General features: G+C 73.8%; 18 protein-coding genes and 1 pseudogene. 9 read left to right on the top strand and 10 right to left on the bottom strand.

Annotated elements, in window-relative coordinates:
- Positions 1-79 precede the first annotated feature (79 nt).
- Positions 80-976, top strand: coding sequence for a polysaccharide deacetylase family protein (locus ACIQCH_RS09225; RefSeq protein WP_402579608.1), 897 nt, complete (start codon positions 80-82; stop codon positions 974-976).
- Between the two features lie 111 nt (positions 977-1,087).
- On the opposite strand, the gene ACIQCH_RS09220 is transcribed toward ACIQCH_RS09225, so the two are convergent.
- Positions 1,088-1,750, bottom strand: a complete 663-nt coding sequence (locus tag ACIQCH_RS09220) for a class F sortase (protein ID WP_402579606.1) — start codon at positions 1,748-1,750, stop codon at positions 1,088-1,090.
- A gap of 346 nt (positions 1,751-2,096) precedes the next feature.
- On the opposite strand from ACIQCH_RS09220, the gene ACIQCH_RS09215 reads away from it, so the two are divergent.
- Positions 2,097-2,597, top strand: coding sequence for a hypothetical protein (locus tag ACIQCH_RS09215; protein ID WP_402579604.1), 501 nt, complete (start codon positions 2,097-2,099; stop codon positions 2,595-2,597).
- Between the two features lie 145 nt (positions 2,598-2,742).
- Here ACIQCH_RS09215 and ACIQCH_RS09210 read toward each other — a convergent pair whose 3' ends face one another.
- The 3 genes from ACIQCH_RS09210 to ACIQCH_RS09200 all read right to left on the bottom strand — a co-directional run bounded on the left by ACIQCH_RS09210 (position 2,743) and on the right by ACIQCH_RS09200 (position 5,156).
- A complete protein-coding gene (locus tag ACIQCH_RS09210; protein WP_402579602.1) occupies positions 2,743-3,288 on the bottom strand; it encodes a hypothetical protein in 546 nt (181 codons plus the stop codon).
- A 259-nt stretch (positions 3,289-3,547) separates the two neighbouring features.
- Complete coding sequence (locus tag ACIQCH_RS09205) at positions 3,548-4,312, bottom strand: hypothetical protein (protein ID WP_402579600.1); 765 nt, start codon at positions 4,310-4,312, stop codon at positions 3,548-3,550.
- Between the two features lie 121 nt (positions 4,313-4,433).
- Positions 4,434-5,156 (bottom strand): hypothetical protein, encoded by a 723-nt coding sequence (locus tag ACIQCH_RS09200; RefSeq protein WP_402579598.1) that lies wholly within the window; start codon positions 5,154-5,156, stop codon positions 4,434-4,436.
- A gap of 520 nt (positions 5,157-5,676) precedes the next feature.
- Here ACIQCH_RS09200 and ACIQCH_RS09195 point away from each other — a divergent pair.
- Entirely contained in the window at positions 5,677-6,489 is an 813-nt protein-coding gene (locus ACIQCH_RS09195) for an SAM-dependent methyltransferase (RefSeq protein ID WP_402579596.1), read from the top strand.
- Positions 6,486-8,666, top strand: coding sequence for a putative bifunctional diguanylate cyclase/phosphodiesterase (locus ACIQCH_RS09190; RefSeq protein WP_402579594.1), 2,181 nt, complete (start codon positions 6,486-6,488; stop codon positions 8,664-8,666). The genes ACIQCH_RS09195 and ACIQCH_RS09190 overlap by 4 nt, the downstream gene beginning before the upstream one ends.
- A 28-nt stretch (positions 8,667-8,694) precedes the next feature.
- Here the strand turns inward: ACIQCH_RS09190 and ACIQCH_RS09185 are convergent, their stop codons facing one another.
- Positions 8,695-10,275: an FAD-dependent oxidoreductase gene (locus ACIQCH_RS09185; protein ID WP_402579592.1), complete on the bottom strand. Its 1,581-nt coding sequence runs from the start codon at positions 10,273-10,275 to the stop codon at positions 8,695-8,697.
- A gap of 170 nt (positions 10,276-10,445) precedes the next feature.
- Here ACIQCH_RS09185 and ACIQCH_RS09180 point away from each other — a divergent pair, with 170 nt between their 5' ends.
- Positions 10,446-11,096 (top strand): TetR family transcriptional regulator, encoded by a 651-nt coding sequence (locus ACIQCH_RS09180; protein WP_402579590.1) that lies wholly within the window; start codon positions 10,446-10,448, stop codon positions 11,094-11,096.
- Between the two features lie 27 nt (positions 11,097-11,123).
- Here the strand turns inward: ACIQCH_RS09180 and ACIQCH_RS09175 are convergent, their stop codons facing one another.
- From ACIQCH_RS09175 to ACIQCH_RS09155, 5 genes are all read right to left on the bottom strand, one after another.
- Complete coding sequence (locus ACIQCH_RS09175) at positions 11,124-12,020, bottom strand: LysR family transcriptional regulator (protein WP_402579588.1); 897 nt, start codon at positions 12,018-12,020, stop codon at positions 11,124-11,126.
- Positions 12,021-12,139: 119 nt separating this feature from the next.
- Entirely contained in the window at positions 12,140-12,583 is a 444-nt protein-coding gene (locus tag ACIQCH_RS09170; RefSeq protein ID WP_402579586.1) for a spore-associated protein A, read from the bottom strand.
- A gap of 105 nt (positions 12,584-12,688) precedes the next feature.
- Complete coding sequence (locus ACIQCH_RS09165) at positions 12,689-13,141, bottom strand: spore-associated protein A (protein ID WP_402579584.1); 453 nt, start codon at positions 13,139-13,141, stop codon at positions 12,689-12,691.
- A gap of 111 nt (positions 13,142-13,252) precedes the next feature.
- Positions 13,253-14,482: a hypothetical protein gene (locus tag ACIQCH_RS09160; RefSeq protein WP_402579582.1), complete on the bottom strand. Its 1,230-nt coding sequence runs from the start codon at positions 14,480-14,482 to the stop codon at positions 13,253-13,255.
- On the bottom strand, positions 14,466-15,329 hold the full coding sequence (locus tag ACIQCH_RS09155) for a hypothetical protein (protein ID WP_402579580.1): 864 nt from the start codon (positions 15,327-15,329) through the stop codon (positions 14,466-14,468). The genes ACIQCH_RS09160 and ACIQCH_RS09155 overlap by 17 nt, the downstream gene beginning before the upstream one ends.
- A 2-nt stretch (positions 15,330-15,331) precedes the next feature.
- Between ACIQCH_RS09155 and ACIQCH_RS09150 the strand changes: the two are divergent.
- The 4 genes and pseudogenes from ACIQCH_RS09150 (at position 15,332) to ACIQCH_RS09135 (ending at position 19,812) form a co-directional block, all read left to right on the top strand.
- Positions 15,332-16,497: pseudogene (locus ACIQCH_RS09150) on the top strand (hypothetical protein).
- The gene (locus tag ACIQCH_RS09145; protein ID WP_402579578.1) at positions 16,449-17,072 is read left to right on the top strand and encodes a succinate dehydrogenase cytochrome b subunit; all 624 of its coding nucleotides are present in this window, start codon (positions 16,449-16,451) and stop codon (positions 17,070-17,072) included. The pseudogene ACIQCH_RS09150 and the gene ACIQCH_RS09145 overlap by 49 nt, the downstream one beginning before the upstream one ends.
- Before the next feature lie 2 nt (positions 17,073-17,074).
- Positions 17,075-19,069, top strand: coding sequence for a fumarate reductase/succinate dehydrogenase flavoprotein subunit (locus tag ACIQCH_RS09140; RefSeq protein WP_402579576.1), 1,995 nt, complete (start codon positions 17,075-17,077; stop codon positions 19,067-19,069).
- Positions 19,066-19,812, top strand: a complete 747-nt coding sequence (locus ACIQCH_RS09135) for a succinate dehydrogenase/fumarate reductase iron-sulfur subunit (RefSeq protein WP_402579574.1) — start codon at positions 19,066-19,068, stop codon at positions 19,810-19,812. The genes ACIQCH_RS09140 and ACIQCH_RS09135 overlap by 4 nt, the downstream gene beginning before the upstream one ends.
- Positions 19,813-19,849 lie beyond the last annotated feature (37 nt).

The following is a 19,849-nucleotide window of genomic DNA, read 5'->3' as shown; positions in this document are numbered from 1 at the left end:
CTGCTCCGGTCGAGTGCACATTCCCTCTTGACCAGTGTTGTTGAAGGACCGACGCTGTCTGGCGTGCGAGCAATTGATAATGAAATCGGATGACCAGCTTCCGGGGCGGCGGGGTGTGCTGCGCACCGCCGTGTTCCTCGGAACCGCCGTCGCCGCCGGACTGCTGACCGGGGGAGAGATCGCCGCTCCCGGTACCCCCGCCAAGGGGTCGGCCGCCGCACCGCACCCCGCCGCGCCCCGGGCCGCGGGCGGTGCCCCGCCCCGACCCGGCCCCCCGCAGTCCGTACGGCCCCAGTTGCCGTCCACGTACCGGCTCAGCCCCATGACGGCCGAGCTCCCGCCCCGGCACCGGCCGGCGCTGCCACCCGTACGCACCCGGCCGCTGCTGGAGATGCCGGCGGCGGGCGGCAACATCGTGCTCACCTTCGACGACGGGCCCGACCCGCGCTACACCCCGGGCATCCTCGACACCCTGCGCCGGTACGACGCGCGCGCGGTGTTCTTCGTCTGCGGCGAGATGGCCGTGGACAACCCGGACCTGCTGCGGCGCATGGTCGACGAGGGCCACGTCATCGGCAACCACACCTGGACCCACCCGCTGATCCCCAAGCTCAGCCGGTCGAAGCTGGCCTGGGAGATCGGGCACACCAGCGACGTCGTGGACAAGACGGTGGGCCACCCGCCCGTCTGGTTCCGCGCGCCGTACGGGGCCTGGAACCGCGCGGCCTTCGAGATCGGGGCCGAGCTCGGGATGGAGCCGCTGGCCTGGACCGTGGACACGCTCGACTGGACCGAGCCGGGCACCTCGGTCATCGTCGGCCGCGTGCTGAAGGGCGCCGCCCCGGGCGTGGTGGTGCTGTCGCACGACGCCGGCGGCAACCGCTCGCAGAGCGTCACGGCACTGCGCACGTACCTGCCGCGGCTGCTGGAGCGCGGCTTCCGGACGACGCTGCCGCAGCTGCCGGCCCGCCGCTGAGGACGGCGACGGAGGTGGGGCGGGGCGCCCGTGGTCCGGGAGCCCCGCCCCTCTGCTGCCGTCCTCGGCCTCCCGTCCCGGCCTCCGTCCCGGCCCGCGTCCCGGTCTCCGTCAGCGGGAGTCGACCATGCGCGCGAAGACGACGACGTTGCCGTCGTAGCCGCGGGCCCGCGAGTAGCCGCCCCCGCAGGTGATGACGCGCAGCTCGGGCTGGCCCGTGTCCCCGTACACCCGGGCGCCGGGGAAGTCGTTCTTGGAGAACACCTCCACCCCGTACACCTCGAACACCGCCGTCTTGCCGTCGTACCGGCTCACCTCGACGTGCGCGCCCTTGCGGATCGCGCCGAGGCCGTAGAACACCGCCGGACCCTTGTCGTTGTCGACGTGGCCCACGATCACCGCCGAGCCGCGCTGGCCGGGCGCGATGCCGTTGAGGTACCAGCCGGCCAGGTTGGAGTCCTGGGGCGGGGGCGCGTCGATCCATCCCTCCGCGTCGAGGCCGACGGACATCACGGGCGCGTCGACGTTGATCGACGGGATGCGGATGCGCTCCACCGTCGAGTGCCCCAACTCCTGGAGGTCGGTCGGCGGTACGGGGGCCGCCGTGGCGGAACCGGTGCCGGAGGTGCTGACGGCGGCGGCCGCGGCGGGCTGGGGCGGGCCCGGGTCGACGTCCGCTCCGTTCCGCATCATGGCGAGGCCGGTGAGCATGACCAGGGCCAGTGCCCCCCAGGGGGAGCGTCTCCTCGGCTGCCCGTGCTCGTCCTCGGTCATGGCTCTCCCTTCCCGACGCGGGGTCCGGATTCCCGCGTTCTCTTCCCCCCTTCTCCACGCACGCTAAGTCGGCGCGGCCGGGAAGGCGAGGAGGGAAGGGCGAACGGGTGGCGGAGAGCCGGATGGGATGCGCCCATCCGAGTAAATATCACATAAGCATCTGATGGGTCGTGACCTGCGCATCCACCGGTGACGCGCCGAGCGGTCCCGGCGTGTCGCCTCCATCGGGCGGACTACTGCGGAAATGCGTCGTCTGCGGCGGAAGGTGATGGTTCGTCATGGGATGCGTTCTCGTCGATCATCCCGGAGCCACCGCTCCGGGGCGCTTCCCGCTGGAGGTTCCACCATGCGTGCTGCACACGCACTGACAGCCGCCGCGGCGCTCGCCGTGGTCGGCCTCGCGACACCGATCGCCGCCGCGGGCGGCGCGCCGGGGGGCAACGGGCCCACCAACATCACCGTCAGCCCCTTCCGGGTCCACCAGGGCTCGACCATGCAGGTCAGCGCCGCCGGCTGCAACCAGGGCGGCCTGGTCTTCTCGCGCGACAACACCTTCGACTCGGAGCGGCTGTCGCCGGGGTCCATCGGCTTCGCCACCGTCCGCATCCACGACCACGCCCGCCCGGGCCGCCACCAGGTCCACGTCCGCTGCAACGGCAGCGAGCGCGAGGGCAGCCGGGAGTTCGAGGTCCTCGCCGCCCGCGGTGCGCAGGGCGGCCTGGGCGGCTCGTTCGGCCCCAGCACCACCGAGACCGCGATCGGCGCGGGCCTGGTGGGCAGCGCGGCCCTGGGCGCGGGGATCCACCTGATGCGCCGCCGCGTGCGTGCGACCCGCGTCCGCGTCTGACCGGCCGAACCTCCCCGGTCGGACCGCGGAACCGCCCGTCGCTCCGAGTCCCGGCCAGGACTCGGGGCGACGGGCGTCCGTCGTCGCCCCGCCCTTCGCGGCCGGTGCACGGGTGTGCGGGCGCGCCGGTGCGCGGGTCCGCGGATCAGTGGCGGCGGGCGGCCGCGCGCCGCCGGACCACGTACGCCGTACCGATGCCCGCCGCGAGGAACAGCCCCGCGCCGGCCGCGATCTCCCCCGCGTCCCAGCCGGCGACGCTGCCGCCCAGACCGCCGCGCACGCCGCGCGAGACGGTGGTGGAACTGGTGGTGGGCCGGCTCGTACTGCCGCCGGCGATGGTCAGGTCGGCGGAGCCGTTCTCGTTGTTGCAGGTGAACGTCACCGAGTAGACGGCGCCGCGGCGGGCGTCCCGGTCCACGGTGACCCGCACGCTCTGGCCGCGCGGAATGCTCACGGTGTCGAAGACGCCGGAGGAGGCCGTGGCGAAGGACGCGTCGCAGCCGCTCACCGACAGCGTGACCTGGCCGCCCGGGGCGACCGTGGCCGGCGTGATGGCGAAGCCGAACGAGGTGACGGGCTGCTGCGGTCCGGCCGCCGGGGCCGCCGCGGTCGACGGCGCGCCGAACGCGAGGGCGGCTCCCACGGCACCGGTGGCGAGCAGGGCGGCGGACGCGGTGCGTATCGCGGACATGGTCAGTCCTCCGGGTCCCGAGGAGCATCTGCGGAACCGTTTCCACAAGTGAAGGGTGGTGCGCCTCGATGTCCGCCACGCTAGGTCGGGCCGTCTCCCCCCGCGATCAGAGTCGGGCGAATGGGGGTTCTTGCTCGGCCACCCGGGGGACGGCCGCGGCGCGCCCCCTGGCCCACCGCATCCGCCATCAGCCCCACCGGCCCCGCCGGTGCCTCCGATGCCGCGGCGTCCGCCACGAACCGCCGGCGGGGCAACCCGGTCAGGGGCGGGCGGACGGGAAGAACCGGAGGAAGGGCTCCGCCGTGGCGGAGATGCCGCGGCTGAACGGGGCGTCGAAGTCCCAGACCAGGAACAGCAGGAAGGCGATCAGGGCGCTGAAGAGGCCGGCGAGCAGCAGCTCGCGGAACGAGCGGCGGATCTGCAGCGTGAAGACCAGCCCCACCGTCACCAGCGCTCCCGCGATCAGGCCGAACCACACCACGCCCGGCATGACCGCGCCCACGCTCGACGCGCGCCCGCTGCGGGCGTCGTCCGCCACGCCCACCTGGTCGACGAGGGGCTGGTAGGCCTGCCCCTCGTGGTCGGTGCGGGGCTCGTAGTCCGTGACGTCGCGGCGCACCTTCTCCAGCAGCCGGTCGCCGCGGGCGGTGAGCCGGTCCTGGTCCGCCATCACCTGCCACTCCGTCGTGACGACGTACGACACGTACGCGTCCACGTCGGCCCGGATCCGGGCGCGCACCTGGGGCGGGTAGACCTCGGAGCGCACGCTCACCTCGTGCAGGGCCTGCGCCTCCTGGCGCACGTACTCCTGGGCCGCGCCGCGGGCCTCCCAGACCCCGGCGATCGCCAGCCCCAGGACGATCGCGTAGATCACGCCGATCATCATCGTCATGTACTCGATGACGTCGGGGGTCTCGTTGGGGTCGTCGTCCTCGCTGATCCTGCGGTTGTTCAGTAGGGCGATGGAGAGCACCACCGCGCAGGCCGCGGCCATCGCGATGGTCAGGACGAGCCACTCCGACACGTTCACTCCTGTCTGTCGGCTGTCTGCCGGCGGTCGTTCGGGGGGCGTTCGAGGGCCGCCGGCGCGCGGCCCCGCCGGCTGCGGCCGCGCGGGCCCGGGCACGGGGTGGTGCCGGGCGGGGTCAGCGCGGACGCAGGGCGACGATGGCGAGCACCGCGGGGGCGGTGGCGAGCAGCGTGAAGGTGAGCACCGAGACGTGGTGTTCGCGCGGCTTGCGCGCGGGGGCCCGGTAGGCGGGCCGGGCCACCGGACGGGGGCGGGCCTTCGGCGGCGGGGTCAGGCTCGGCCGCGGCGGCTCCGCCACGGTCCGCACGGGCCGCGGTCGCGGTGCGGGGGCGGCCCGGACCGGCAGGGGTGGGGAGGGCCGGGGCTCGAGGGTGGGCCGCGGGTGGGACGGCCGCGGCTTCGGGGTGGGCGTGGGCCGCGGGGTCGGGGTCGGCTTCGGGGTCGGGGTGGGCTTCGGCGTCGGCTTGTGCGTCGGCTTGTGCGTCGGTTTCTGGGTGGGCTTGGGGGTGGGCTTCGGGGTGGGGGAGTGCGTCGGCTTCGGCTCGCAGTGGTGCCCCCGTCCGCGGCCCCGCCCGTGGTGGTCGTGTCCGCGCCCGCGGTCGTCGTGCGGCCGGCAGCCGCAATGCCGGCCCCCGAACGTTTCGGCACCCTCGTCACCGTCGCGGTCGTCGCCGGGGCCCTGGTGGGGCCGGCACCCGCAGTGCCGTCCGCCGAACGCCTCACCACCGCCGTCACCCGCCACGGCCACGGCCACGGCCGTGATGCCGTCGGGCCCGATGCTCGCGTACGCGCAGCTGTCGGCACCCGCGGGAGCGCTGCCGAGGAGCAGCCACAGCACCAGTGCGACGGCTCCCAGGGCGCTGCCGCCCGCCCACGGTCCGCGTCCCCGCGGCCGCCGGGGGGAAACGAGGGGGTTCGATGGGGCGGAGTCCCGCCCTCCGTTCACCGGACCCGCGTCCCCGACGTGTTCCTGGTGGGGGCCGCCGGGCACCGGTCGCCGGTGCGGGGCGGCGCGGAAGGAACGTCCTAACCGCGGGGCAGAGGGTCTCGTCACGCCGGGAGCATGGGCCCGGGAGCGAGCCGGCACGCGGGAGCGGCGATTGATTCCCCTGAACGGGCGGTCTTTTGACCCTACAGGTTTGAGCCAAAGGTGAACGTAAGATGGGTGCGAGGTGGGCGTGCATCTTCGCGTTCCAAAAGGGATTTGTCGGTTCCAGTCAACCGGTGATCCCGCTCTGGCACGTGCCTTTGGTGTGTGACGAAGAACGGACCGCCAATTTCCGCTTTGACTCGCCCCTATGAGCAATGATCAGTAGATTCTCCTGCGGCAGCAGACGACTCGGCATGGGGAGACTTCGATGGACCGCCCGCACTGGGCACCGCCCGGCATCGACATATCGGTGCCCAGCGTGTCCCGCATCTACGACTACTACCTGGGTGGGTCGCACAATTTCGAGGTCGACCGGCAGACCGCCCGCCGGGCCATGGAATTCATGCCGGGCCTCCCCAAGATCATGCAGGCCAACCGCGCGTTCATGCGGCGCGCCGTCCGCCACGCCGTGGCGGAGGGCATCACCCAGTTCCTCGACATCGGCTCGGGCATCCCCACCTTCGGCAACGTCCACGAGGTCGCCCAGGCCGCCAGCGACCGGGCCCGCGTGGTCTACGTCGACCACGACCCCGTCGCCGTGGCGCACAGCCGGGCCGTCCTCGCCGGCGACGAGCGCACCGACATCGTCCCCGCCGACCTGCGCAAGCCGCAGGACATCCTGAACAGCCCCCAGGTGGCCGACCTCCTCGACTTCGACCGGCCCGTGGCCCTGCTCCTCGTCGCGGTCCTGCACTTCCTGGAGGACGGCGACGACCCGTACGCGCACGTGGCCGAGCTGCGCGACGCCCTCGCCCCCGGCAGCCTGCTCGTCCTCACGCACGCCTCGTACGAGGGCATCCCACTGCCGGAGGAGGTGGCCAGCGGCACGGTCCAGGTCTACCGCGACGCCCGCAACCCCCTGGTCATGCGCAGCCGCGACGAGGTCGCCGGTTTCTTCGAAGGCTTCGAGCTCGTCGCGCCCGGCCTGGTGCCGATGCCCCGCTGGCGCCCGGACACCCCCGAGGGCCAGGAGGACGCGTACGCCTTCTCGGGCTTCGCCGGCGTGGGACGCAAGGCGTGAGACTTCCCGCCCAGGCGGAGGGCTCCGCGACGCGGTCGGATGGTGCGGAGGACCGCGTCGTCCGGTTCGCCAGGATCTGGAGCCGGGCCATCTTCCCCGCCACCGCCACCTCCCTCACCCGTCAGGAACTCGAGGACCGCCTGCTGCCCCAGGCCCGGATCCTCTCCGAGGCCCTCCACGCCCGGCCGTTCGACGCCTCGCCCGCCCAACGGGTCGGCGCCCACCTGGTCGACACCCACTGCACCGACCCCGAGGCCCTGTCCGGCACCCTCGGGGTCATCGAGGCGTACCTGGTGCTGTACTGCTCCGACGGCGGCACCGAGAGCGCCGAGGAGTACCGGGCCCGCTGCGCGCGGCTCCAGCACGGCCTGGCCGCCGGATTCGCCCGCGCGCTGCGCGAGCGCACCCTGAGCGAGCAGGAGGCGATCGCCCGCTCCGCCCTCACGGCCCGCACCGATGCGCAGGTGGCCCTGCACGCCAGCGAGGAGCGCTTCCGCGCGGTCTTCGAGGGCGCCGCCGTCGGCATCGGCATCGCCGACCTCGACGGCAACGTCCTGGAGGTGAACGAGGCCCTGCTGCGCATGTTCGGCGGCATGGACGGCCACGTCCGCAGCCGCAACGTGGCCGAGTGGGGCCACCCCGAGGACGCCCCGAACGTCTGGAAGATGTACGGGGAGCTGGTCCGCGGCGAACGCGACCACTACCGCGTCGAGAAGCCCTACTACCGGCACGACGGGACCGTGCTGTGGACCAACCTGACCGTCTCCCTCCTGCGTGACGCCGACGGCAAGCCCCAGTACCAGCTCGCGCTGATGGAGGACACCACCGAACGGCGGCTGCTCAACCTCCGGCTGCGCTACGAGGCCACCCACGACGCGCTGACCGGCCTGCCCAACCGCACCCTGTTCTTCGAGCGCCTGGAGAAGGCCCTCTCCGCCAAGGACGGCAGCCGCTTCGGACTCTGCTACCTCGACCTCGACGGCTTCAAGGCCGTCAACGACAGCCTCGGGCACTCGGCCGGCGACCGGCTCCTCGTCGAGGTCGCCGACCGCCTCCAGGCGTGCGCCACCGCGGCCGGCGAGATGGTGGCCCGGCTCGGTGGCGACGAGTTCGTGGCCCTGACCACGGGCCCGAACACCGAGGAGGAGGTCACCGAGCTCGCCGTGCGCATCCTCAGCGCCCTGTCCACGCCCATCCGCCTCGAGGGCCGCGAGCTCACCGTGCGCGGCAGCATCGGCATCGTCGAGGGGCCGGCCGGTGAGCGGACCCCCGCCGAGGTGCTGCGCAGCGCGGACATCACGATGTACAGGGCCAAGGGCGCGGGCGGCAACCGCTTCGAGATCGCCGACGCCGAGGCCGACGCCCGCGCCATCACCCGCCACGGCCTGACCAACGCGCTGCCCGCCGCCCTCGAGCGCGGCGAGTTCTTCATCGAGTACCAGCCGCTGGTGCACCTGCACGACGGCAGCGTGCACGGCGCGGAGGCCCTCGTGCGCTGGTCGCACCCGCAGTACGGGGTGCTCGGCCCGGACCGCTTCATCCCCCTCGCCGAACGCACCGGGCTCATCGTGCCGCTCGGCCGCTGGGTCCTTGAAGAATCGGTCCGGCAGGCCCGGGAGTGGCAGCGCCAGCACGGCGGCCGGGCTGCCGGCGGACCCCTGCGGGTCAACGTCAACCTCTCGCCCACCCAGCTCCACCACCCCGGACTGGTCGCCGACACCCTCCAGGTGCTGGAGAGTTCCGGACTCGAGCCGGGCGCCCTGTGCCTGGAGGTCACCGAGTCCGCCCTCATCGGCGCCGACGACGAGCTGCTCGAGCCCCTGCGCAGGCTCGCCGCGATGGGTGTGGACATCGCCCTCGACGACTTCGGCACCGGCTACTCGAACCTGGCCAACCTCCGCCGGCTCCCGGTCAGCGTCCTCAAGCTGGACCGCTCCTTCACCCGCGGCATGCAGCAGCAGCCCGCGGATCCGGTGGACGTGAAGATCGTCGAAGGCATCGTCGCCCTGGCGCACAGCCTCGAACTGGCCGTGACGGTCGAGGGCGTGGAGACCGGAGCCCAGGCCCGCCAGCTGCGCGAGCTGGGCTGCGACACGGCCCAGGGCTGGTACTACGCCCGCCCCGGTGCCCCGGACCGCATCCACGCCCTGTCGCTCTCGGACGCCGTCACCCCCTGACCCTCCGGTGCCGCCCCCGCCGCACCCCTCAGCGAGCCCGTCCCCCGAGCCACGCCGCCACGGGCTCCGGGTCGGCACCGGGCACGAGCAGCGCCAGGTGGTGGTCGGGGCGTATGAGCACCAGGGCCTCGCCCGGGACACCGAACGCCTCGCGTACGGCCGCCTCGTCGGCCGGCGCCACCCGATGGGTCCGCAGCGGTCCGGACCAGCCGTCGGCCACCTCGCGCAGCGCGGTCCCGGCGCCCGCTCCGATGCCGAGCAGGGTGAACTCCGGCCCGGCCAGGACGTCGTACAGCCGCCCGCCGCCGACCAGCCGCACGTCGGGCGCCACGTCGCCCGGCGCGAGCACCGCCGTCCCCGGCGCTCCGGCCAGTGAGCTCCACCGGTACCCGGTGGGCACCTCGTCGGTCAGCGCCTCCTCGATGCCGGTGCCGGGCGTCCGGACCGCGGAGACCACGTGCCGCATGCGATCGTCCGTGATCTTGAGCGTCCAGGCGGCTATCGGCAGCCGCTCCTCCTCGTACGTGTCGAGCAGCTCCGGACCGCCGCGGCCGGCGAGGGTCTCGGCCAGCTTCCAGCCCAGGTTGAACGCGTCCTGGACACCCGTGTTCATCCCCAGTCCGCCCGCGATGGGGTGGACGTGCGCGGCGTCCCCGGCGAGGAACACCCGGCCCTGTCGGTAGCTGCGGGCCATGCGGACGTTGACCCGCCACGTGGACAGCCACGTCGCCTCGCGCAGCCGTATCCCGGGTGCCTTGGCGTGCTGGTCGAAGGCCCGCTGGAAGACCTCCAGCGACGGAGGCACCGCGGCGCCCTCCGCGTCCCGCTCGATTCCGGCCTGGAACTGGAAGCTCTCCGTCCCCGGGACGGGCCACATGAGCACCGCGCCCCCGTCGGTGAACCACTGGTGCCACACGTCCCGGCTCAGCCCCGGCGCCTCGACGTCCCCGACGACCATCGACTCCTCGGCCCCACCCCCACCGTGCCCCTCGAAGGCCACGCCGAGCAGCTTGCGGACCGTGCTGCGGCCGCCGTCGCACCCGACGGCGTAGGCCGCCGTCACCACGCTGCCGTCGGCCAGGGTCGCCCGCACGCCGTCGGCGTCCTGGGTCAGGGCGGTCACCTCGGCGCCGAACTCGACGCGCCCGCCGAGCTCATCGAACCGCTCCCGCAGGAAGGCCTCGGTCTGCCACTGGGCGAGGAACACGGCACTGTCGAAGCGGGCGGCGGTCGCGCCGGAGTCGGCCGGGGCGAACGGGTCGGTGTCGCTGATGTGCTCCCCGTCGAAGTACTTGCGGAACACCTGGTGCGCGGTGCCGGTCGCCGTGATGCCCTCGCCCGCTCCGAGGGCGGCGAGCACGTCCAGCGAGCGCGGATGCAGGGTCTTGCCCCGCGATTCGCGGTGCGGCCGCGCCGCCCGCTCCAGCACGCGCACGGCCACGCCGCGGCGGCTCAGGTCGCAGGCGAGCGTCAGGCCCGTCGGGCCGGCACCCACGATCAGCACGTCCGCACCGCCCGCCGTACCTGCCGCGCCCGCCGAGCCGCTCGCACCCGTCGTACCGCCCGCACCCTGCGTACCGGTCACACCCTGCGTCGTCATGTCGGACATCACGATCCCCCTCCTGGTCCGCCGCACGGCCGGACGGCCGCACGGCGCGGTTCTGCGCAACGGTCACGCTGCGTGACCGTTCCGTGCATCCAGAAAACCGCATCGACCACGAAAATGCAACCGGGTAACAAAATTAACTTGGTTGCGCCTGCTCTGGTAGAGTGCCGGGCATGGAGACCTCGCCCGGCCTGCGGGAGACGAAGAAGCTGCGCACCCGCCGCCACCTGGCGGACACGGCGCTGGAGATGTTCCTCGAGCGCGGCTTCGGGGAGGTGTCGGTGGCCGAGATCGCGGCGGCCGCCGAGGTCTCGAAGCCCACGCTGTTCCGCTACTTCCCGAGCAAGGAGGACCTGGTCCTGGACCGCTTCGCGGACCATCAGGACGAGGCCGCCCGCGTCGTGCGCGCCCGCCCCGCGGACCTCACTCCCGTCCGGGCGCTGCACGAGCACTTCCGCACCGCCCTCGCCGAGCGGGACCCGATCACCGGCCTGTGCGACCACCCGGACGTGGTGGCCTTCCAGCGCCTCCTCTACACCACCCCGGACCTCGCCGACCGCCTCCAGCACTACACCGCCCGCGAGGTGGAGTTGCTCACCGAGGAGCTCCTGCCGGAGTACGGCTCGCCGCTGGAGGCGCGGCTGGCCGCCCTCCACCTCGTGACCGTCCGCGGCGAGCTCGGCCGTGAGAACTGGAGCCGGATCGCCGACGGCCGCACCGCCGACGCGCTCTACCCGCAGGCCCTGGCCGACGCCGACCGCGCCTTCGCCATGCTGGCCACCGGCCTCGACGCAACGCGGACCGCCGACGTCACGCGGTCCTGAAGCCGGCCGTCCCCCGCGGGCGGACGGTCACGACGGCCCCTGTCGCCCCGCCAGCAGCACCCTGCGCAGCTCCCGGGCCGCCCGCGGCGGAGCCACGTCCGTCCGGTGCGCCAGTGCGATGGTGCGCCGCAGCGGCGATCCGGCGAGCGGCGTGGTGCGCAGCCCCGGGCCGGCGCGGTCCGCCACCATCGCGGGGACCACGGCGAGCCCGAGCCCGGCCCGTACGAAGCCCAGCACGGCGTCCATCTCCCCGCCCTCCACCGTGAACGCGGGCTCGAACCCCGCCGCCCGGCAGGCCGCCACCGTCAGCTCCCGCAGGTCGTAGCCGTGCCGGAACATCACCATCGGCTCGTCGCGCAGGTCCGCCACCGCCAGGGGGCCGCCACCGCCCGGCGGATCCGACTCCGAGGCCGTGACCACCACCAGGTCCTCGGTGAGCAGCTCCACCGTCGTCAGCGCGGGTGCCGCGGGAGGCAGCGGCAGCGCGATGAGGGCCAGGTCGAGGGCGCCGCGGGCCAGTTCCCGTACGAGGTCGTGCGAGCCGCTCTCCTCGATCAGCAGCCGGATCCCCGGGTGTGCGTCGTGGAAGGCCCGCAGCACGTCGGGCAGCAGACCGGTGCACAGGCTCGGGGTCGCGCCCAGCCGGATCCGGCCGCGCCGCAGCTGCACCAGCTCCTGCACCTCCAGCCGCGCGGTGTCGGCATCGGCCAGGATCCGCCGGGCCAGCGGTAGCAGGGCCTCGCCCGCCTCGGTCAGCGCGACGTTCCCGCGGGCACGGCTGAACAGCTCGGCGCCCAGCTCCCGTTCGAGCGCCTTGATCTGCTGCGAGAGCGAGGGCTGGGCCACGTGGACCCGCTCGGCGGCCCGGGTGAAGTGCCGGGTCTCGGCCACGGCCACGAAGTACACCAGCTGCTGGAACTGCATGACCTTCACCCTAGGCGTACGGACCCGTAGGGCCCCGGGAAGGCTCCGCCGCCCTCCCGCCCCCTCCACGGCGCGGGAGAGGGGGCGGGAGCGGGGCGCGAGAGGGGGCGCGGTGGACGTCAGCCGCAGTGGCTGTCGTACCGGGCGACGGCGTGCTCGGAGGGGTCGCTGCCGAGCCAGCCGCCCCAGCTGATGCAGGTGCCGCGGCCGTTGACGTACCGGGGGCCCGCGTAGCGCGTGTACGCGCCGTAGTCGCGGGCCATGGTGCCGTCCGCGGTGCGCTGGATCCAGACGCCGACCATCCAGGGCCAGCCGCCGTTGTCGGTGACGATCTGGTGGACCACGCAGTTCTTGCCGGTGGACCCGTTCCAGGTCAGGAACACCGTGGTGGCGTCCCCCAGCGGAAGGGCGTCCACCACCTTGTAGCCGGGTCCGCAGGGCCCGTTGTAGGTGCCCGCCGCCACCGCCGCCGGGGCCGCCGCGTACCCCGCCACGGTCAGGCCCAGGGTGGCGAGCGCGAGGGCGCCCGCCGTGCCCGCGCGGGACCGCCGTGCCCCCCGCACTCCGCGCAGCCCCCGTACCCTCCGCAGCCCACGCGCTCCGCGCCCGCCCCGTCGAGTCCGTGCCGTCGCCGTCGTCGTCGTCGTCATCGCCGTTCCCCCGCCCCTTCAGCCGCAGCGGACGTCGTCGAGGTCGACCCGGGCGGCGCCGAGGTCGTTGTCGGTCTCGCCGACGAACGCGGACCAGTCGATGCAGGTCCGCCGGGCGTACGTGTAGACCGGGCCCGCGTAGGACCGGTAGTAGCCCATGTCCCGGTCGCGGCCGGAGCCGTCGCCGCGGGAGAGGACCACCCTGGACCAGCGCACCGTGGGGGAGGGCTCCAACTGCACGACCGCGCAGTTGTACCCGTTGGACCTGTTGTAGGTGAGGTACGTGGTTCCCACGAAGCTGTGGTCGTACGGCAGGTAGAGGTCGATCGCGTCGACGAAGGCGTAGCCGGAGCCGCAGGCCCCGTTGTAGCCGTCGGCGGCGGAGGCGGGGCCGGCCGAGGCCAGCAGCGCCGCCGACGCCAGGGTGGTGAGGGCGGCCGTGATCACCGCGCCGCGTCGTGCTCGTCTCATCGGGGACTCCTCGGTTACGGGTACGGGTACGGGGACAGGTACGTGTGTGCGTGGACGGGTCCGGGTCGGGGTCCTCGTCCGGGCTTCGTACGGGGTTCCGGTGGCGGCCCGTCAGGTCCCGCAGGCCAGCCGCGGCAGGTCCGCGCCGGAGAGCACGTAGCTGCCGGACCGGCTGTCGTCCGTCGGGTACGACACGACCAGGGCCCGGCCGTGGCTGCTGCTGCCGCCGTAGCGCGGGGTGAGCCGCGTGTACGCGCGGGTCCGCAGGTCCGCCCCCCAGGTCGCGACCGGGTCGGTCCAGGTGACCACGTCGCCCGCGACGTGCACCCAGTCGATGCCCTCGCCCCGCACCACCACGGCCGGGGCCGGCCAGCCGGCCCGCCAGGCGTACAGGGTCCGCCGGTCCCGGGCGGTCCAGGCCCAGGTCGTGCCGTTCCCCGCCGCGGCGGGGGAGCCGTCGGCCGCGGACAGGGCGGCGGGCAGCCGCACCGGCCGGCCGTCGAGGTCCGTCCCCGTCAGCTTCGTCGGGGTGTCCACGGCGAAGGCCTCGGGCCAGACCACCGTGTCCCCGGCGAAGAACGAGGGCGCCATGTGGCCGGTGCGCACGATCCGGTCGGTGCCGGCAGCCAGGTCGTACAGGTGCACCTGACGTCGGACGTCCGCGAGCTTCTGCTGCTCGCCGCCGTCGCCGACCGCCTGCACCCAGGTGGCCCGGCCGCGGTGCACCCACGGGTAGAGGAACGGGCCGGGCACCACGGCGCCGCCCGGCGCGGTGGCGCTGTGCCCGATCGCGCGGGGCGGGCCGCCGAGGGAGGCGTCCCAGGCGTACAGGTCCCAGGCGGCGGCGAGGTCGTTGGCGTGCAGCACGCTGAACACCAGCCAGCGGCCGTCGAAGTCGGCGAGGCCGAAGCCGCCCTTGTCGGCGTGGGCGGCCGTGTGGACGGTGGTGCGCCGGGCGCCGCGGTCCCGCAGCCAGACCAGCGCGGGCGCACCGGACGCGCGGCGGCTGACCGCGAACACCGAGGACCCGTCCGGGGCGACCGCGACCGGGTCCAGCCGCTCGTCGGCGGCCGCCGCCAGGGCGCCGGCACCCTGGGCCCTGCGCCAGCCGTCCGGCGGGTCGGCCCGGCAGAAGGCGTCGGAGGTCCCCGGTCCGCCGCCCTCCGTACCGCCCGGAACCGGTGTGCCGGCGGGGGCGGTGGGCGGCGTGCCGGGCGGTGTGACGGAGTGAGGAGGGGCTGCTGCCGCGTCCGGCCGGTGGGGCGCCGGCGAACACCCGAGGATGCTCGCCAGCGCCGCGCCGAGGACCGCGGTCAGCAGTCTCCTACCACTCGTAGCCACGTCCGCCCATGATCGTCACCAGGGTGCTGATGGGCATCCCGGAGCGCGTCGGCACGGAGGACCACACGGTGTTCGCGGAGTCCAGGTAGGCCGCCCAGTCGCCGTCGTACCCCTGGAAGGTGAACCAGTGGTACAGCGTGGTGGTGCTGTTGGGGTGGCCGACGAGGTGCGGGCCGTTGTGCACCTCCATCGAGTTCCCGACCACCGGGGTGCGGTAGCCGTAGATGTTGCCCATGAGCCGCGACTTGAAGGTCGCCACGTCGCTGCTGCTGGGCGTGTAGGGCAGGTCCTTGCGGACGTACTCGAAGTCCCCGGACTGCTCGGTCAGCAGCCGGGTCATGGCGTCCACCCCGGTGCCGCCGTTGTTCGGGGATATGCCGATCCGGCTCGCGTAGTACCCCTGGTCGTGCAGCCAGTTGCCGCGCATGCCCAGCGCGGTGACCAGCGTGGCCGGGCCGCAGTAGTTGTTGTACCACTGGCCCTGGTGGGTGTTGGGCAGCATGTACGTCGTCGGGTACGCGAAGCCGTCCCGCCGCGGGCGCTGCCCGGCGGACGCCAGGAACGTGCTCTTCCGCTTGATCTCGGCGGGGCTCGCCTTCCAGGAGCCCCAGCCGTCCTTCGAGCGGTCGCCCGGCCGGTCGGCGGCCGCCTTGGCCGCACCGAGCGCCCGGCCGGACAGGGCGGGCGCGGCGCCGCCCGCGGTCGGCGCGCCCGCCCCGGCGACGCCGGCCGCGAGCCGCGGGGCCCCGCCGGCGTCGGCCGCCGAGGCGGAGTGCGGCGCGGCGAGGCCGCCGAGCAGAAGGGCGGCCAGGACCGCCGCCGAGCCGGTGTGCACGGACATTCCCATGGATGTGTTCCCCTGTGGTCGTAGGTACGCGGGAGCCGGTGGACCCGCGGCCGGAGGGGCGAACGGCCCTCGCCGCACGCGGTTGGGCGTACGTCACCGCAGGCCGTTCGCGGCGTACGTCACCGCCGCGGCCCGGCCCGCTCGACGAGGGGCCCGGGCCGCGGCGACCCCCGGCGGGACCAAGACTTGGCCCTCCGGGCGTTGTTGCGCGGCCCTCCCACCTGCCCGAAACAATTCCGGGGCCACGAAGGCGTCCGGCGCGATCCGTCCCTCCGCCCACCGAAAACCGTCTTGTGGTCCGCGGACACCGGGTCGTCACCGTCTTCGGCGCCTCGGGGAGCGGCAAGTCGTCCCTGCTGCGCGCCGGCCTCGTGCCCCGGCTCCGGGCGGGCGGGCCGGAGCTGGGCACGCCGGCCGCCATCCGCCTGCTCACCCCCGGGGAGCACCCGCTGGACACGCACGCGCCGGCGCTGTCGCCCGCGGCGGGGCCGGGCGACACCTGGCTCGTCGTCGACCAGTTCGAGGAGGCCTTCACCCTCTGCCACGACCCGGCGGAGCGCGCCCGCTTCGTCGACGCCCTCCTCGCGGCGGCCGTGCCGGGCGGGCGCCTGCGCGTCGTCCTCGGCGTCCGCGCCGACTTCTACGCCCGCTGCCTGGAACCCCCGGGCTCGCCGCGGTGATGCGGGACGCCAGCCTGCCCCTGGGACGGATGACGCCCGACGAGCTCCGCCAGGCCGTCACCCGCCCCGCCGCGGCCCGCGGCCTGGTCGTCGAACGGACCCTGACCGAGGCCCTCCTCGACGAGACCGCGGAACAGGCGGGCGCCCTCCCGCTGACGTCCCACGCCCTGGCGGCCGCTACCGGGGCCCCCTCACCCCGGCCCAGTGGCACGACCACGTCCCCGACGTCCCCAAGGCGACACCTGCCCCACCGCCCAGGCTCCATAGGCCAGACCTATCGATATCAGCCGCTCCATGTCTTGGACCTTTCGGGACCTCCGTCCCTAGCCTTTTCGGCATGGCTGCTCTGGCAACGCGCACGGACCGCCCCCCGACCCCCGGCCGCAGGCCGTCCCTCCCGCGCCTCCTCTGGAACTCCACGCTCGGCAAGAAGACCGTCATGGCCGTCTCCGGGCTGGTCATGCTCGCGTACCTGGTCGTCCACATGATGGGCAACCTCAAGATCTTCTTCGGCCCGGAGGAGTTCAACGGCTACGCCCACTGGCTGCGGCACATGGGCGAACCCTTCCTCCACAGTCACTGGGGGCTCTGGGCCGCCCGGATCGTGCTGCTCGCCGCGGTGATCGCGCACGCGGTCAGCGCGTACCAGCTCAGCCGCCGCGACATCAGGGCCCGCCCGGTGCGCTACGCCCACCGCCGACGCCGCGCGAGCTACGCGACCCGCACCATGCGTTGGGGCGGGATCATCCTCGGCCTGTTCATCGTGTGGCACGTCCTCGACCTGACCACGCTCACCGTGAACGAGCGGGCCTGGCAGGGGCATCCGTACGAGAACGTGCTCGCGACCTTCTCGACCTGGTACGGCAACACGATCTACATCATCGCGATGCTCGCGCTCGGCCTGCACGTCCGGCACGGCTTCTGGAGCGCGGCGCAGACCCTGGGCGCCGGCAGCGCCGCCCGCGACCGCCTGTTCAGGACCGCGGCCGACGTGCTGGCGCTGGTGCTGACCGCGGGCTTCGTCTCCGTCCCCGTCGCCGTCATGACCGGAGTGGTGCACTGACCATGAGCACGAACCCGTACGCGTCCCCCGCCGGGACCCCCCGCTACACCACCGGCGCTCCCCTCGTCGACACCAAGGCCCCCGCCGGCCCCGTCGCCGACCGCTGGGACCGCCGCCGCTTCGAGGCGAAGCTCGTCAACCCCGCCAACCGCCGCAAGCACACCGTGATCGTCGTCGGCACCGGGCTCGCCGGCGGGTCGGCCGGCGCCACCCTCGCCGAACAGGGCTACCACGTCGTCCAGTTCTGCTTCCAGGACTCCCCGCGCCGCGCCCACTCCATCGCCGCCCAGGGCGGCATCAACGCCGCCAAGAACTACCGCAACGACGGCGACTCGATCCACCGCCTCTTCTACGACACCGTCAAGGGCGGCGACTTCCGGGCCCGCGAGTCCAACGTCCACCGCCTCGCCCAGATCTCCGTCGAGATCATCGACCAGTGCGTGGCCCAGGGCGTGCCCTTCGCCCGCGAGTACGGCGGTCTCCTCGACACCCGCTCCTTCGGCGGCGTCCAGGTCTCCCGCACCTTCTACGCCCGCGGCCAGACTGGCCAGCAGCTGCTGCTCGGCGCCTACCAGGCGCTGTCGCGGCAGATCGCCGCCGGCAACGTCGAGATGCACGCCCGCACCGAGATGCTCGACCTGGTCGTCGTCGACGGCCGGGCCCGCGGCATCGTCGCCCGCGACCTCGTCACCGGCGCGGTGACCACGCACTTCGCGGACGCCGTCGTCCTCGCCACCGGCGGCTACGGGAACGTCTTCTACCTCTCCACCAACGCCATGAACTCCAACGCCACCGCCGTCTGGCGGGCCCACCGGCGCGGCGCGTACTTCGCCAACCCCTGCTTCACCCAGATCCACCCCACCTGCATCCCGCGCACCGGCGACCACCAGTCCAAGCTGACCCTGATGAGCGAGTCGCTGCGCAACGACGGCCGGATCTGGGTCCCCAGGGCCAAGGGCGACACCCGTCCGGCGGCTCGGATACCCGAGGACGAGCGGGACTACTACCTGGAGCGGATCTACCCGTCCTTCGGCAACCTCGTGCCCCGCGACATCGCCTCCCGGGCCGCCAAGAACGTCTGCGACGAGGGGCGCGGCGTCGGACCGGGCGGCCAGGGCGTCTACCTCGACTTCGCCGACGCCATCCGCCGCATGGGCCGGGACGCGGTGGCGGAGAAGTACGGCAACCTCTTCGAGATGTACGAGCGGATCACCGCGGAGGACCCGTACGAGGTCCCCATGCGGATCTACCCGGCCGTGCACTACACGATGGGCGGCCTGTGGGTCGACTACGACCTCCAGACCACCGTCCCCGGACTGTTCGCCATCGGCGAGGCCAACTTCTCCGACCACGGCGCGAACCGGCTCGGCGCCTCCGCCCTCATGCAGGGCCTCGCCGACGGCTACTTCGTGCTCCCGGCCACCGTCAACGACTACCTGGCCCGCCGGCCCGCCGTGGACGCGGCCCCGGTCGACGACACCCACCCGGCCGCCGTCGCCGCCGTACGGGAGACCCGCGAGCGGCTGGAGCGGTTGCTGGCCGTCGACGGCGACCGCACCCCCGACTCCTTCCACCGCGAGCTCGGCGAACTCATGTGGGAGCACTGCGGAATGGCCCGCGACGAGGCGGGCCTGCGCAAGGCGCTCGACCGCATCCCCGCCGTCCGGGAGGAGTTCTGGCGCCGGGTGAAGGTCCCCGGTACGGGCGAGGAGCTGAACCAGTCGCTGGAGAAGGCCAACCGCATCGTCGACTACCTCGAACTCGCCGAGCTGATGTGCCTCGACGCCCTGCACCGCAGCGAGTCCTGCGGCGGACACTTCCGCGAGGAGTCCCAGACCCCCGAGGGGGAGGCGGCCCGCCGGGACGAGGAGTTCTCGTACGTCGCCGCCTGGGAGTACGGCACGCCCGACGGTTCCGGCGCCGCCCCCGCGCCCGTCCTCCACAAGGAGGACCTCGTCTTCGAGTACGTCCACCCCACCCAGCGGAGCTACGCATGAGGATCGACCTGCGCGTCTGGCGCCAGAAGAACGCCGACGCCCCCGGATCCATGGTCACCTACCGGGTCGAGAACGTCTCCGCCGACATGTCGTTCCTGGAGATGCTCGACACCCTCAACGAGGACCTCCTGCTGCGGGGCGAGGACCCGGTGGCCTTCGACCACGACTGCCGCGAGGGCATCTGCGGCGCGTGCAGCCTCGTCATCAACGGCGACGCGCACGGACCCGAGCGGACCACGACCTGCCAGCTCCACATGAGGTCCTTCGCCGACGGCGACACCATCGACGTCGAGCCGTGGCGGGCCGCGGCCTTCCCGGTCGTCAAGGACCTCGTGGTGGACCGGACCGCCTTCGACCGGATCGTCCAGGCCGGCGGCTACATCACGGCCCCGACCGGCTCGGCCCCCGAGGCGCACGCCACCGCCGTCCCCAAGGCCGACGCCGACTCCGCCTTCGAGCACGCCGAGTGCATCGGCTGCGGGGCGTGCGTGGCGGCCTGCCCCAACGGCTCGGCGATGCTCTTCACCTCGGCCAAGGTCAACCACCTGAACGTGCTGCCGCAGGGCGCGCCCGAGCGCGAGACCCGCGTCCTCGACATGGTCGCCGCGATGGACGACGAGGGCTTCGGCGGCTGCACCCTCACCGGCGAGTGCGCCACCGCCTGCCCCAAGGGCATCCCGCTGCCGTCCATCGCCGCGATGAACCGCGAGTGGCTGCGCGCCACCCGCAGGGCCCGCCGCTGACCCGCGCGCCCGGGCGGGAGCGCAGCGGGATCCGTCG

The organism is Streptomyces sp. NPDC093225 (assembly GCF_044753805.1).
Taxonomy (GTDB): domain Bacteria; phylum Actinomycetota; class Actinomycetes; order Streptomycetales; family Streptomycetaceae; genus Streptomyces.
Note: the sequence above shows the minus strand (reverse complement) of the source record. Positions and strands in the feature narration are given on the sequence as shown.